At 65.3% G+C, this 12,772-nt stretch carries 10 protein-coding genes; 7 read left to right on the forward strand and 3 right to left on the reverse strand.

What is annotated here, in order from left to right; genetic code table 11:
- The first annotated feature begins 234 nt into the window (after positions 1–234).
- From ASF04_RS23190 to ASF04_RS23210, 5 genes are all read left to right on the forward strand, one after another.
- Positions 235–1,842 (forward strand): flavin monoamine oxidase family protein, encoded by a 1,608-nt coding sequence (locus ASF04_RS23190; protein WP_056147039.1) that lies wholly within the window; start codon positions 235–237, stop codon positions 1,840–1,842.
- On the forward strand, positions 1,839–2,258 hold the full coding sequence (locus ASF04_RS23195; protein ID WP_056147041.1) for a cytochrome c: 420 nt from the start codon (positions 1,839–1,841) through the stop codon (positions 2,256–2,258). Before ASF04_RS23190 ends, ASF04_RS23195 begins: the two co-directional genes overlap by 4 nt.
- 17 nt (positions 2,259–2,275) lie before the next feature.
- Positions 2,276–2,773 (forward strand): RidA family protein, encoded by a 498-nt coding sequence (locus ASF04_RS23200; RefSeq protein ID WP_056147042.1) that lies wholly within the window; start codon positions 2,276–2,278, stop codon positions 2,771–2,773.
- A gap of 54 nt (positions 2,774–2,827) precedes the next feature.
- The gene (locus tag ASF04_RS23205) at positions 2,828–5,317 is read left to right on the forward strand and encodes a TonB-dependent siderophore receptor (protein ID WP_056147044.1); all 2,490 of its coding nucleotides are present in this window, start codon (positions 2,828–2,830) and stop codon (positions 5,315–5,317) included.
- Positions 5,318–5,421: 104 nt separating this feature from the next.
- A complete protein-coding gene (locus ASF04_RS23210; protein ID WP_056147046.1) occupies positions 5,422–6,303 on the forward strand; it encodes a S9 family peptidase in 882 nt (293 codons plus the stop codon).
- Between the two features lie 79 nt (positions 6,304–6,382).
- Here ASF04_RS23210 and ASF04_RS23215 read toward each other — a convergent pair whose 3' ends face one another.
- Positions 6,383–6,709, reverse strand: a complete 327-nt coding sequence (locus tag ASF04_RS23215; protein WP_227012309.1) for a nucleotide pyrophosphohydrolase — start codon at positions 6,707–6,709, stop codon at positions 6,383–6,385.
- Positions 6,710–6,845: 136 nt separating this feature from the next.
- Here ASF04_RS23215 and ASF04_RS23220 point away from each other — a divergent pair, with 136 nt between their 5' ends.
- Positions 6,846–7,718, forward strand: coding sequence for a head GIN domain-containing protein (locus tag ASF04_RS23220; protein WP_056147049.1), 873 nt, complete (start codon positions 6,846–6,848; stop codon positions 7,716–7,718).
- A gap of 175 nt (positions 7,719–7,893) precedes the next feature.
- Here the strand turns inward: ASF04_RS23220 and ASF04_RS23225 are convergent, their stop codons facing one another.
- The gene (locus tag ASF04_RS23225) at positions 7,894–8,532 is read right to left on the reverse strand and encodes a head GIN domain-containing protein (protein ID WP_056147051.1); all 639 of its coding nucleotides are present in this window, start codon (positions 8,530–8,532) and stop codon (positions 7,894–7,896) included.
- Positions 8,533–8,754: 222 nt separating this feature from the next.
- Between ASF04_RS23225 and ASF04_RS23230 the strand changes: the two genes are divergently transcribed.
- On the forward strand, positions 8,755–10,068 hold the full coding sequence (locus ASF04_RS23230; RefSeq protein WP_056147054.1) for an MFS transporter: 1,314 nt from the start codon (positions 8,755–8,757) through the stop codon (positions 10,066–10,068).
- On the opposite strand, the gene ASF04_RS23235 is transcribed toward ASF04_RS23230, so the two are convergent.
- Positions 10,045–12,615: a chemotaxis protein CheW gene (locus ASF04_RS23235; protein WP_056147055.1), complete on the reverse strand. Its 2,571-nt coding sequence runs from the start codon at positions 12,613–12,615 to the stop codon at positions 10,045–10,047. The two genes, ASF04_RS23230 and ASF04_RS23235, sit on opposite strands and share 24 nt — an antisense overlap.
- Positions 12,616–12,772 lie beyond the last annotated feature (157 nt).

Consider the following 12,772-nt stretch of genomic DNA (forward strand, 5'->3'; position numbering starts at 1 on the left):
TGTTTCAGGTAAATAAAGTTTATCGCTGGAGGCGTTCGGTTGCGTGCCGAAAGCACCCGCAGCGCACTTCCGAAAAAACTTTGTTCGATGAAGCAAGCCTTGCAGATAAAGGCCTGCTTTGATGATGAACGATGTTTATTCATCTTTCCAATATGGCACGTTGCTTGCTATGAAGGGGACTATGGGGAAGCAAGTAACCCCGGGGTTTTTCAGTGAAAATGGCGAGGAAAGCAGATGGAAAGCAAAACAGTAAAACCGTTTAAATCGTTTAGCTCTTTTACCCGCAGAGACTTCCTGTACCGGGCCGCAGCGGTGGGCGGCACCAGCTTGTTGTTGACCACCATGAACGCATGGGGCATGGGCATCAACTCCACCGTGTCGGCGCCGCCGGCACTGACCGGCAGCGGCAAGGGCAAGAAGGTGGTGATCCTGGGCGCCGGCCTGGCCGGCCTGACCGCCGCCTACGAACTGGGCAAACTGGGCTACCAATGCCAGATCCTCGAAGCGCGCGACTTTGCCGGTGGCCGCTGCCAGACCGCCCGCAAGGGTTTCTCGCTGACCGAACTCGGTGGTGAAAAGCAGACCTGCGCTTTCGACGCCGGCCAGTACATCAACCACGGCCCATGGCGCATTCCGCTGCACCACCAGTCCACGCTGCACTACACGCGCCTGTTCGAGGTGCCGCTGGAAGTGATGGTCAATGAAAACGACCACTCTTATGTGTACTCCGAAAACGCCGGCCCGTTCGCGGGCAAGCGCATGCGCATCAAGGAGGTCAAGGCCGACATGCGCGGCCACGTTGACGAACTGCTGGCCAAGTCGATCAAGAACAAGCAGCTCGACCAGACCCTGAGTGCCGACGACCAGCGCCTGCTGCTCGACTACCTGGTGCACGAGGGTCAGTTGTCGGCCTCCGACCTGGCTTACCGTGGCCGCCCGGGCCGGGGTTATGCCGTGTACCCCGGCGCCGGCATGGAACCGGGACCGGGCAAGGCGTCCGATCCGCTCGGTTTCAAGGACTTGCTGGAATCGAAGCTGGGCAACGTCTACAGCGCGGTGCACGACTTCCCGATGCAGGCCACCATGTTTCAGCCGGTGGGCGGCATGGACGCGATTCCCAAAGCGTTTGAAAAGCGCCTCGGTAAAGTGATCCGCTACCGCGCCGAAGTGCAAACCATCCGCCAGAACGACAAGGGCGTGACCATCGCCTTCAAGGACACCGCCAGCGGCAAGGCTGGCACCGTCACCGCCGACTACTGCCTGTGCACCATTCCCTTGTCCGTACTGCGCCAGATCGATACCGATTTTTCGGACAAGTTCAAGAAGGCCGTGGCCACCGTGGCTTACGCGCCGGTAGGCAAAATCGGCCTGCAAATGAAACGCCGCTTCTGGGAAGAGGACGACCAGATTTACGGCGGCCACGTACTGACCGACCTGCGCGGGATTAACACCATCTCGCTGCCGTCGTCGAACTGGCAAAAGCAGAAGGGCGTGGTGCTCGGCTACTACCAGTACCAGACCGCCGCCATCGAGGTCAGCGCCCTGACGCCGGCCGAACGCGCCGAGTTCGCGGTGGCCGCCGGCGAGAAGATCTTCCCGCAGTACCGCAAGGAATACGAGAACGCGTTTTCCGTGGCGTGGCACCGGGTGCAGTACAACCTCGGTGGATGGGCGGAGTGGACCGACAAGACCCGTGCTGCCGCCTATCCCACGCTGGTGGAAGGCGAGGGCCGCATCATGCTGGCCGGCGAACACCTGAGCTATCTGACCGGCTGGCAGGCCGGCGCCATCGAATCGGCGTGGCAGCAGATCGCCCGCATCCATGCGAGGGCCAGCGCATGAAGCAAATTCTGACCACCGCCCTGATGAGCGCCGCCGCGCTGGCCGCCACCGCGCTGCTGGCCGCCGCGCCGGCCCGGGCCCAGAGCCCGGACGGCAAGGCGCTGTTTCTGAAAAACTGCGCGGCCTGCCATCAGGCCAGCGGCAAGGGCATTCCGGGCGCATTCCCGGCGCTGGCCGGCAGCAAGTTCGTCACCGGCGACCATGCCGAAGTGGCCGGCGTGCTGCTCAAGGGGCGCGGCGGCATGCCGGACTTTTCCGAAACCATCAACGACCGCGACCTGGCCGCCATCCTGACCTACGTGCGCGGCGAATGGGGCAACAAGGCCGATGCGCTGACCGAAGACGAAATCCACAAGCTGCGCACCGCGCTGGGCGTGGCGCAATTCGGCACGGCCGAAATGTCGAACAAACATTAAACCCTGGAGAGAGAACCATGAAAAAAATCGTTGCCACCGTGTTGACCCCGATTGCCTTCGGCCTGCTGTGCGGCGCTGCCCAGGCGGCAGACATCGTTCGCCACAAGATCCCGAACTCGGACTTCCCGATCGCGCTGGCCGTGACCATTCCGCCGACCGCCACCATCCACTTCATCAGCGGCCAGGTGCCGGCGGTGGTGAACAAGGACGCCGCCGGTGACTCGCTGGCCGCCTTCGGCGACACCAAGACCCAGACCGAAACGGTGCTCAAGAAGATCAAGGAAATCCTAGAAGGCATGAAGCTGCAAATGTCCGACGTGGTCAAGATGCAGGTGTTCCTGGTGGGCGATCCGGCCAAGGGCGGCAAGGCCGATACCAAGGGTTTCATGGAAGGTTACACCCAGTACTTCGGCGGCACCCAGCCGAACCTGCCGGCACGCGCCGTGGTCCAGGTGGCGGGGCTGAGCAACCCGGGCTGGCTGGTCGAGATCGAAGTAGTCGCCGCAAAAAAATAATAGTCATCGCAGGTCTTACTTTGTAATTTTTTCCAAAAATGGGGATGTAAAAATATGCACAAGACCACACTCAAGATCGGCGTTGCCGCCGTCCTGTCCACCCTGGCGTTCGGCGCATCTTCGGCCTATGCGGCGCCGGCGGCTGCGGAAGCAGCTGATGCCGCTGATGCACAAGTCGCAGCAGCGGCAGCCGCCCCGACCGAAGTCGCATCGACCGCCTCGGTCATCGTTACCGGTACCCGCTCGAGCGGCATGAAGGCGGAGAATAGCGCCTCGCCGATCCAGGTACTGGACGCGGCCTCGCTGCAGCGCACCGGCCAGCCGGACCTGATCCAGGCGCTGGCGCAAAACCTGCCGTCGTTCACGGCCCAGGCCTTCGGCGGCGACACTGCCAACCTGACCCTGTCGGCGCGCCTGCGCGGCCTGTCCCCGAATAACACGCTGGTGCTCATCAACGGCAAGCGCCGCCACGGCACCGCCAACCTGGCCGTGCTGGGCGGACCATACCAGGGCGGCGCAGCAGCCGACCTGAACTACATCCCTGTCTCCGCCATCGACCATATCGAAGTGCTGCAGGATGGCGCGGCCGCCCAGTACGGATCCGACGCCATCGCCGGCGTGATCAACATCATCCTCAAGTCGAACAACCGCGGCGGCAACGCGACCGTCTCCGGCGGCGGCTACTGGGACGGCGGCGGCCGCTCGGCCAGCGGCGCCGTCAACTTCGGCGTGGAACCGTTCGAGAATGCCTTCCTGAGCGTGACCGTGGATTCTAAATACCACGGCCATAGCGACCGTGGCGGCATTGACCCGCGCCTGGTCGATCCGCGCAACGTCGCCAACATTCCCGGCATGACGCAAATCTCCGGCTACCCGTACCTGAACAAGATCCAGGGCGATGCCGCGTACCACCTCAACGTCCTGGCGGCCAACTTCGGCTGGGACATCGATGCCAACAGCCAGCTGTATTCGATCCTGACCGCCGGCCGCAAGGAAGCGAGCGCCTACGAAAACTACCGCCTGCCAAACCGCGTGCCGCGCCTGTACCCGCAAGGCTTCTCGCCGAAAGAGGAAATCAAGCAGGATGACGTGGCGCTGACCATCGGCGTTAAGGGCAAGATCGCCGACTGGAACACCGACATCAGCACCACCTATGGCCGCGACAAGTCGCGCATCGGCGTGGCCGATTCGGTCAATGCTTCGCTGTACGCGGACACCGGCGCGTCGCCTACCGAGTTCTCCGCTGGCGCCTTCGTCGCCACCCAGACCACCACCACGCTCGAAGCGAGCCGCGAGATCAATGTGGGCTGGAGCAAGCCGCTGACATTTGCCACCGGCCTCGAATACCGCGTTGACCAGTACGAAATCCAGGCGGGTGATCCGGCATCGCGCTACAAGGAAGGTTCGCAGTCGTATCCGGGCTTTTCGCTCACCGACGCCGGCAAGCACCGCCGCACCAACAAGGCGGCCTACATCAACTTCGCCGGTAACCCGATCCCGGACCTGACAATCGACCTGGCCGGCCGCTACGAGCACTTCAGCGACTTCGGCAGCGCCCGCGTGGGCAAGCTGACGTCGCGCTACGAGATGACGCCGACGGCAGCCGTGCGCGGCACCATCAGTAATGGCTTCCGCGCGCCGACCCTGGCCGAATCGTACTACTCGGCCACCAACGTCGGCCCTACCAGCGCCTTCGTGCAGCTGGCGCCCAATTCGCCGGGCGCCCGCCTGGTGGGCGTAAACGGCCTGAAGCCGGAAAAGTCGAACAACCTCAGTTTCGGCCTGGTGTTCAACCCTGCCAGCAACCTCAATGTGACGGTGGACGTGTACCAGATCAAGATCCGCGACCGCATCGTCGGTTCCGGCGCCTTGTACGGTTCGGGCGGCGCGGTCAACTCGCCGGCCGTGGTGGCGGCGATCCTGGCCAACGGCAATGTCCTCGACAGCACCGTTAGCCAGACCGGTATCAACATCTTCTCCAACGCCGTCAATACCCGCAGCCGGGGCATGGAGTTCGTGGCTACCCTCAACGAAAGCTACGGCACCTACGGCCGCGTGGACTGGTCGATCGCCGCCAACTACAACAAGGTGGAAGTGACCCAGATTAACCAGGCGCCCACCCAGCTGATGCCGCAGACGCTGCTCGACAAGACCGCCATTTCCAACCTGGAGACGGCCTCGCCGAAAATGCGCGTGAACCTGGGCGCGCTGTGGAAGATCGGTAACTGGACCGTCAACCTGCGCGAAGCGATCTACGGCAAGTCGAACAACTACGACAGTGAAGACGGCGCCGTGTACCACAAGAACGAGATCAAGATGCGCGCCATCACCGATCTGGAAGTGGGCTACAAGATCGACAACGCGTGGTCGGTGGCGATCGGTGCGAACAACCTGTTCAACGTCTACCCGAACGGCATCAACCCGGCGCTGCTGGCCGACCAGCGTGCGGCGCTCGACAACGCCGCCGTCACGGTGCTGCCATCGTTCTCGCCGTTCGGTATCAATGGCGGCTACTACTACGTGCGCGCCAACTACAAGTTCTAGTTTTTCCGGTCGTTTGTCCTTGGAGTAGTTCGTTGGCCGCCCGCTTGCCCGGGGCGGCCTTTTTTTCGTGTAGCATGGCCGCTTCCCATCCGGAGCATGTCCCCATGAGCACCATCGTCACCGCCTTGCTGGCCGCCGCCATCGTCACCACCCCGATGTCGCTCGATAACTACCTGGCCTTGAGCGGCCCGGCGCCCACCGCGCATGTCGCCTATGGCGCCGCGCCCTCGCAGTTTGCCGAATTTTTTGCACCGGCCGGACCGGGACCGCACCCGGTGGCGGCCATCGTCCACGGCGGTTGCTGGACCAAACAGTTTGGCGGCATTACCCAGATGCGCAACATGGCCGGCGCGCTGGCCGCGCAGGGCATCGCGGTGTGGAATATCGAATACCGCCGTTACGACGAGGAAGGCGGCGGCTATCCCGGCATGTACCAGGACGTGGCCACCGCCATGGACCGCCTGCGCACGCTGGCGCCGCAGTACCAGCTGGACCTGGCGCGCGTGGTGCTGGTCGGGCATTCGGCCGGCGGCCACCTGGCGCAGTGGGCCGGCTCGCGCGCGCGGCTGCCGAAATCGAGCCCGGTGTACGTAGCCGATCCGCTCCTGGTGCCGGTGGTGATCAGCCTGGGCGGCCTGGCCGACCTGCGCAACGAGGCCACGCTGATCCACACCAGCTGCGACCGCAGCACCGCGCAACTGGCCGGTCAGCCCAGCGCCGAGCGGCCCGACGTGTATGTGGACACCTCACCGGCCGAACTGCTGCCGGCCGGCGTGCGCACGGTGCTGATCCACGGTGAGCTGGACACCATCGCGCCGCTGCGCGCGGGCGAGGATTATGCGCGGCGCGCGCGTGCTGCCGGCGACCAGGCGGAGGTGATCCTGCTGCCGGGGGCCAGTCACTACGACGAAGTCTCAAGCACCTCGAACGCCTGGCACATCGTCGGCGCCGAGATCCGCAAGGCGCTAGTCATGCCGGCGCAATAACCGGCGCGGTGCGGCGCGGTCAGATTGCGCAAGGTGGTTCGGCACTACCGTGCGCACTGGTCAGCAGCGTCCAACCCGGTTAACGGGTGGCGGGGTATTTCACTGCATTGAGCGCGATCTTTTCCAGCGCCGCCGCGTGCAAGTCCACGCCCGTCTTGTCAGCCAGCTGCACCAGGTAGAGCAGCACATCGGCCAGCTCGTGGCGAATGCCCAGGCGCGCGGCGTCATCGAGTTCGGCGTCCGCGCCGGTGGGCAACCACTGGAAATGCTCGACCAGCTCGGCCACCTCGACCGACAAGGCCATGGCCAGGTTCTTCGGCGTGTGGAACGGCGCCCAGTCGCGCTCTTGCGCGAACTGGCGGGTGAGGGCGCGCAGGTGCGCGAGGCTGTCGGGAAGAGTGTTCATGGCCGTCATGGTAGCACTGCGGCAGGGCGGTAAAACGCGTTTCACTCCCCGAATTCCACCGTTCGTCGCATTGACCGCGCCGGCGGCCAGCGTTCTGGCTACAGTGGCAACATCACCACTGACCAGGATCTCTATCATGCGCCGTCTCGCCTTTTCTTCTTCCGCCCTCGTCCTCGCCCTGATCGCCGGCTGCGCCGTGATCGTTGTGCCGGAAGACGGTAATGCCCAGATCAAGTCCGCCTTCAGCAGCAATGCGGTGCAGGGTAATGGCCAGGTGGTGACCGAGCAGCGCGCGGTCAGCGCCAGTGTCGATGGCATCGATATCAACGGCTCGATGCTCGTGACGGTGCGGGTGGGGCAGGCGCCGTCGTTGACGGTGGAGGGCGACAGCAACCTGCTGCCGCTGCTGCGTACCGACGCCAGCGGCGGCACCCTGCGGGTGTGGACCGAGGGTGGCGTGCGTACATCCAATCCGCTGCGCGTGACGCTCACCGTGCCGCAGCTGCGCCAGGCCGAGGCCAATGGCTCCGGGCGCCTGCAGGTGACCGGCCTGAATGGCGGCGACTTCGACCTGCGCCTGAATGGTTCGCGCGAGGTGGAGATCGCGGGCCGCGTGGGGCGCTTCGATGTGCGCCTCAATGGCTCTGGCAGCATGAACGCCACGGCGCTCGACAGCGCCACCACCGACGCCACCCTGAACGGCTCCGGGCGGCTGCAACTGGGCCGCTTGCAAGGCCAGTCGCTGGGCCTCGAATTGCGCGGCTCCGGCCGCGCCACCGCCAGCGGCAGCGTCGAGCGGCTGCGGGTGCGCCTGAGCGGCTCGGGTAATGCCGACCTGGCCGGCCTGTCGAGCCGCGATGCCGATATCTCCACCAACGGTTCGGGCAGCGTGACGGCCAAGGCCAGCGGCGCGCTGGTCGCCGGCAGCAACGGCTCGGGCAGCATCACCGTCTATGGCAATCCGGCGCAGCGCAGCGTGAGCGGCAAGCGCGTTACGGTGGTGCAGTAACAGTGACATTCACCTCAGCGGGTGCCGGCTGCGCGATCAGCGCGATCAGCACGGCAAGCGGCATCGGGCGGCCGAACAGATAGCCCGCAAGGCGCCGGCCAGGTCGTCCGCCAGGTGGCGATTGGGCAGGCCGGTGAGAACGTCGTCGAATGCCAGCCGGTGGTGTTGGCGGAAGTCAGTCGCCAGCGCTGACGTTGCCGATGCCCGAGACCGACTTGTTGATGGTTTTCGGCTTGCCGTAGTAGGTCAGCGAGCCCATGCCCTTGGCCACCGCGTTGACGGTGTCGGTGGCGTACACGCTGACATCGCCCACGCCGCTGAAATTGACGTCCACGCGCTCGGCGTGCAGGCCCTTGGTATCGACTTCGCCCACGCCTTTCGCGTTCAGGCGCAGGTATTTGACCTTGCCGCTGGCGGTGAGCCGGCCGGCGCCCCGGTAGCCCACGTCGAGGCGGTCGCTGGCCACGCCGGTAATGATGGTTTCGCCCGCGCCTTCCACCTTGACCCGGCTCAGCGCGGGCAGGGTGATGGTCACGCGCGGATCGCCCTTGCTGTTCTTGTATTGCTTGCCGTTGACGGTGATCTGCAGCTCGTTGTCCACCACGCGGGTTTCCAGCGCGGCCACGAACGCATCGTCGCCCGAGATCTTGACCGACTGCGTCTTGCCCGCTTCGACCGTCATGGCAAACGCGCCCCTGGCATCGACTGCGATGAACGGCGCTACCGTGCGTAGCGATTCGGCGGCGCTGGCCGGCCAGGGCAAGGTGGCGGCAAACAAGGTGGCAAATAAGGGGACGAGCGGGACGCGGCGCATGGGTTCCTCGATCAGATTGCATTTTTAAACATGGTCGATTTTACCGGCGCGCCGCACCGGCGGCGACAAATCGCTGTAAATTGATCATCGTGTTGCAGTGGGGATACGAAATAGGCAAGCAACCCTGGCAAAAGCCAGGGAAACTACCGATTTACTTTACTAATGAAATACCTAATAATGGGCTGACAAAGTTCGTAAAACCATCGTCAACCCGAGGTAGCCATGTCACCCATTCCTTCCAGTCTCCCCATTCCGCCGGCGCCTGCCGCGCCATCGCGCGCCGGCACCGTGTTCCGCGTTGTCAGCGGCAATTTCATGGAGATGTTCGACTTTTTCCTGTTCGGCTTTTATGCCAATGCCATTGCCGCCGCCTTCTTCCCGGCCGGCGACGAAGTGGCGTCGCTGATGATGACCTTCATGACCTTCGGCGCCGGCTTTCTGATGCGGCCCCTGGGCGCCATCATCCTCGGCGCCTATGTCGATCGCGTGGGCCGCCGCAAGGGCCTGATCGTCACGCTGGCGCTGATGGCAGCCGGCACGCTGCTGATCGCCTGCGTGCCCGGCTACGCCACCATCGGCTATGCCGCGCCGCTGCTGGTGCTCACCGGCCGCCTGTTGCAGGGCTTCTCGGCCGGCGTGGAACTCGGCGGCGTGTCGGTGTACCTGGCGGAGATGGCCACCCCGGGACGCAAGGGCTTTTATGTGAGCTGGCAGTCGGCCAGCCAGCAGGTGGCGATCGTGGTCGCCGCCGCGCTGGGCTTCGGCTTGAACCAGCTACTGGCGCCCACCCAGGTGGCCGAGTGGGGCTGGCGTTTGCCGTTCTTTGTCGGCTGCATGATTGTGCCGGTGCTGTTCATGATCCGCCGCTCGCTGCAGGAAACCGAGGAATTCAGGAACCGCAAGCACCGCCCCGAGCTGCGCGAGATCTTCCGCTCAATGGTGGCCAACTGGGGCCTGATCGTCTCGGGCATGATGCTGGTGTCGATGACCACCGTGTCGTTCTACCTGATCACCGTGTACACGCCCACGTTCGGTAAATCGGTGCTGCACCTGAGTACCAGCGCGGCGCTGCTGGTCACGCTGTGCGTGGGCGTATCGAACTTTATCTGGCTGCCGGTGATGGGGGCGCTGTCCGACCGTGTGGGCCGTCGTCCGCTGCTGGTCGGCTGCACCGTGCTGGCCATCCTCACCGCCTGGCCGGCGTTGCACTGGCTGGTGCAGGCGCCGAGCTTTACGCGCATGCTGGAAGTGGAACTGTGGCTGTCATTCCTGTACGCCAGCTACAACGGCGCCATGGTGGTGGCGCTCACCGAGGTCATGCCTGTCGAGGTACGCACGGTGGGCTTTTCGCTGGCCTACAGCCTGGCCACCGCGATCTTCGGCGGCTTTACGCCGGCGGTGGCCACCGGTCTGATCGAGGCGACCGGCGACAAGAGTGCGCCCGGCTGGTGGCTCACCTTTGCCGCCGTGTGTGGCCTGCTGGCGACGCTGATGCTGTACCGTCGCCGCGCGTCAGGCTCGCAGCCGCAAAGCTAGCCGTTCCAGGTCGATCTCCTCGATCAGCAGGTGGCCGCCGTTGGCCTTGATCAGGCGCGGCGCCAGCGCCTGGGCGCCGACGCCCATGGGCGAGGCGGTCAGCGCATCGCTGGAAAACTGCTGCACCGAGTGCAGGTCGTCCACCACCAGGCCGATAGTGCCCGCGCCGAATTTGACCAGCATCACCTGGCTGTTGTCGGTGATGACGGCGGCGCGGCCGGTGGCCAGCAGCGCCAGGTCGAACACCCACACGAACTGCTTGCTGCCGCCGCCCGGCGCCATGTCGAGCATGCCCACCCGCGCCCGGTGGTTGCCGGGCGCTCGCTGCACGCGCGTAAAAGGCACCGCTTCCTGGATCGCCCGCGCCGGGAGCGCCATCAGCGCGCCGCCGGCGTGGAAGATGGCGTAGTCAGTCCCGGTCCCGGTTCCGGTGCCGGACCCTGCTGCTTCTGCGCCTTCCATTGGTTCCACCTGCACCGCCTGCGCGCCCAGCGCCGCCAGTTCGCGCGCATCGCGCACCGGTCCGAACGACTCGAGCAGCAGCGCCAGCACCGGCTGCTCCACGCCCGCGCCGGTACGGAAATCCCGGTAGCCAGCTGCGCGCGAGCAGGCCGCGATCACGTACTGGCCGTCGTGCTCCATCATCAGCGCGCCGCTGCTGCGGCCATTGCGGTCGGCCGCCGCCAGCAGCGCCGCCAGTTGCGTGGCCGGCAGCGCCAGCGTGGCGCCTGGCGGATGGGCAGCGTCGGTGCTGGCCAGTACCTGCCGTTCCGGCGTGATGAAGTACGCGTGCATATTGCGCCGTCCCGCCACACCGCTGTGTAGCATATTGGCCAGCTCCGGTCCCGCATCGAACACCACGCCGATGCCGCCCACCACGTTGGCCGCCTGCTCCGGGTGGCGGATGGCGGCGTGATAGATGAAGGTGGGGGCGCCGCCGTACAACGCCGACGGTGCGAACCGTTCCACGTGGTGATCGAGTTCGCTGCGCAGCGCGCAGACGCGGCCCAGGGTGTCGGCATCGACGTGGGTGCACGGCAGCGGGCCGGCGCCGGTGGCCGCGACGATGCGGCCCTGGCGGTCGTACACGAACAGCCGCGCATACACGGTGTACAGGCGGTTGATGTGGACCAGCACCGTTTTGATGGCGTCGTCGCCGCCGCCCTCGGCCAGGCCGCGCCGCAACTGGGCGGTGAGCGCCCACCAGCGGCAGTCGTTGGCGCGTTCGTACAGGTTGCGGTCCAGCATATCGACCAGCAGTTGCGAGGTCAGTTCGGCCTGGCTGATGCTGGCCGCCAGCACGGTCTGGTACAGGTCGCGGATCGAGCGCGAGAACAGCGCATCGCTGCGCGCGCCGGTGCCGCTGATCTGGTCGAGGATGGTGTTGAGGCGGCTGTTGTTACCACCGCTGCCGTTGCCATTGCCGTCGCCGTGGCTGGTCACCTTGCCGTTCCAGACGATGCGGCCGATGGTGCGGGTGGTGCGCGTGACGGCCGTCATCAGCTCGTGCAGCGGCGGGCTGAAAGCCTGCGCATGCGACAGCAGTCCCTGCACCAGTTGCGCATCGGCGCCCTGGATGACGTCGGCGCCGCTGTCGCGGAAGGCCAGGTCCAGCGGCACCATCAATTGCGCCTTCCAGCCGGTGGGGCCGGGGTAGCCCTGGTAGTCGTTGCAGCCGAAGGTTTGCACCAGGTATTCGCGGCCGCCGAACAGCAGCGGACGGGCGGCGCCGCCCGTGTTGACCGGCACCCGCACGCCGGTCGGTATCCATAGCGGATCGGCGCTGCTGACCACGCGGTTGTCGGCGTCGAGCAGCAGCATGTTGGCGCGGTGCGACGGATCGCGGTAGGCGCTGAAGATGGCGTCCATCTCCTGCTCGAAATTGAAGCACAGGCACAGCACGCCGACCACCGCGCCGCTGCGCGGATCGCGCATGCGATGCGAGTACACCAGCGCGCGCGATTTGGCAGGCCGCAGGTCGGTGGCGCGGAAGGTCTCCACGTAGCCGTCGGCGGCCAGGGTGGCGGCCAGCAGCGGATCGAGGCTGCGCGCCACCGGCGTGGTCATGTCGGCCTGCACCAGCACCCGGCCGCCGGTATCGAGCAGCAGGATTTCATCGTACACCGTGTACTTGTCGCGGTAGGCGGCCAGGCGCCGGCGCGCGGCGTCGAGGCTGGCGCGATGGTGGTCGTGGTCGCTGTCGTCGCCAAAGTCCGCGACAAAGGTGCACAGGTCGGCGTCGGTGGCCAGGAAGCCGACATCGGCGGTGCGCTCGAACAGGTTGCGCACCAGGATGTCGATGGCGTACCGGGCCTGCGTGCCGAGGTTGGCCAGCACCTGGTTGACCTTCTCCTGCACCAGGTTGGCGATCAGCGCCTGTTCCAGGTGCGCGAAACCGGCGCGCGTGGCCACCATGGCGGGCAGCAGCAGGCGCGCCTCGGCCGGGCAGTTCATCTTGGCGGACGACTCGATAAGTTGCCACATCTGATTGAGTTCGCGCAGCGACAGCTCGCAGCGCGCAACGTCCGGCATGTAGGGTAAAAACATGCCCGAACGCGGTAAAGGATTTGCGTTCATTACTTTTGGTCGATCACAAAAAGTATGTCCTATGCAATTTTCGTGCCAGTGAGGCAATTTCAAGTGCAAAAAAACGCCACCCGGTGCTGGTTGCACGGGGTGGCGTCTCGGACCTCATCAGGAAGTG

It is taken from the genome of Duganella sp. Leaf61 (genome assembly GCF_001421905.1).
In the GTDB taxonomy this organism is placed as follows: domain Bacteria; phylum Pseudomonadota; class Gammaproteobacteria; order Burkholderiales; family Burkholderiaceae_D; genus Rugamonas; species Rugamonas zoogloeoides.

Coding starts and splice junctions, on each gene's coding strand:
- ASF04_RS23190 (WP_056147039.1), top strand. CDS start 235: ATGGAAAGCAAAACAGTAAAACCGTTTAAATCGTTTAGCTCTTTTACC.
- ASF04_RS23195 (WP_056147041.1), top strand. CDS start 1,839: ATGAAGCAAATTCTGACCACCGCCCTGATGAGCGCCGCCGCGCTGGCC.
- ASF04_RS23200 (WP_056147042.1), top strand. CDS start 2,276: ATGAAAAAAATCGTTGCCACCGTGTTGACCCCGATTGCCTTCGGCCTG.
- ASF04_RS23205 (WP_056147044.1), top strand. CDS start 2,828: ATGCACAAGACCACACTCAAGATCGGCGTTGCCGCCGTCCTGTCCACC.
- ASF04_RS23210 (WP_056147046.1), top strand. CDS start 5,422: ATGAGCACCATCGTCACCGCCTTGCTGGCCGCCGCCATCGTCACCACC.
- ASF04_RS23215 (WP_227012309.1), bottom strand. CDS start 6,709: ATGAACACTCTTCCCGACAGCCTCGCGCACCTGCGCGCCCTCACCCGC.
- ASF04_RS23220 (WP_056147049.1), top strand. CDS start 6,846: ATGCGCCGTCTCGCCTTTTCTTCTTCCGCCCTCGTCCTCGCCCTGATC.
- ASF04_RS23225 (WP_056147051.1), bottom strand. CDS start 8,532: ATGCGCCGCGTCCCGCTCGTCCCCTTATTTGCCACCTTGTTTGCCGCC.
- ASF04_RS23230 (WP_056147054.1), top strand. CDS start 8,755: ATGTCACCCATTCCTTCCAGTCTCCCCATTCCGCCGGCGCCTGCCGCG.
- ASF04_RS23235 (WP_056147055.1), bottom strand. CDS start 12,615: ATGTTTTTACCCTACATGCCGGACGTTGCGCGCTGCGAGCTGTCGCTG.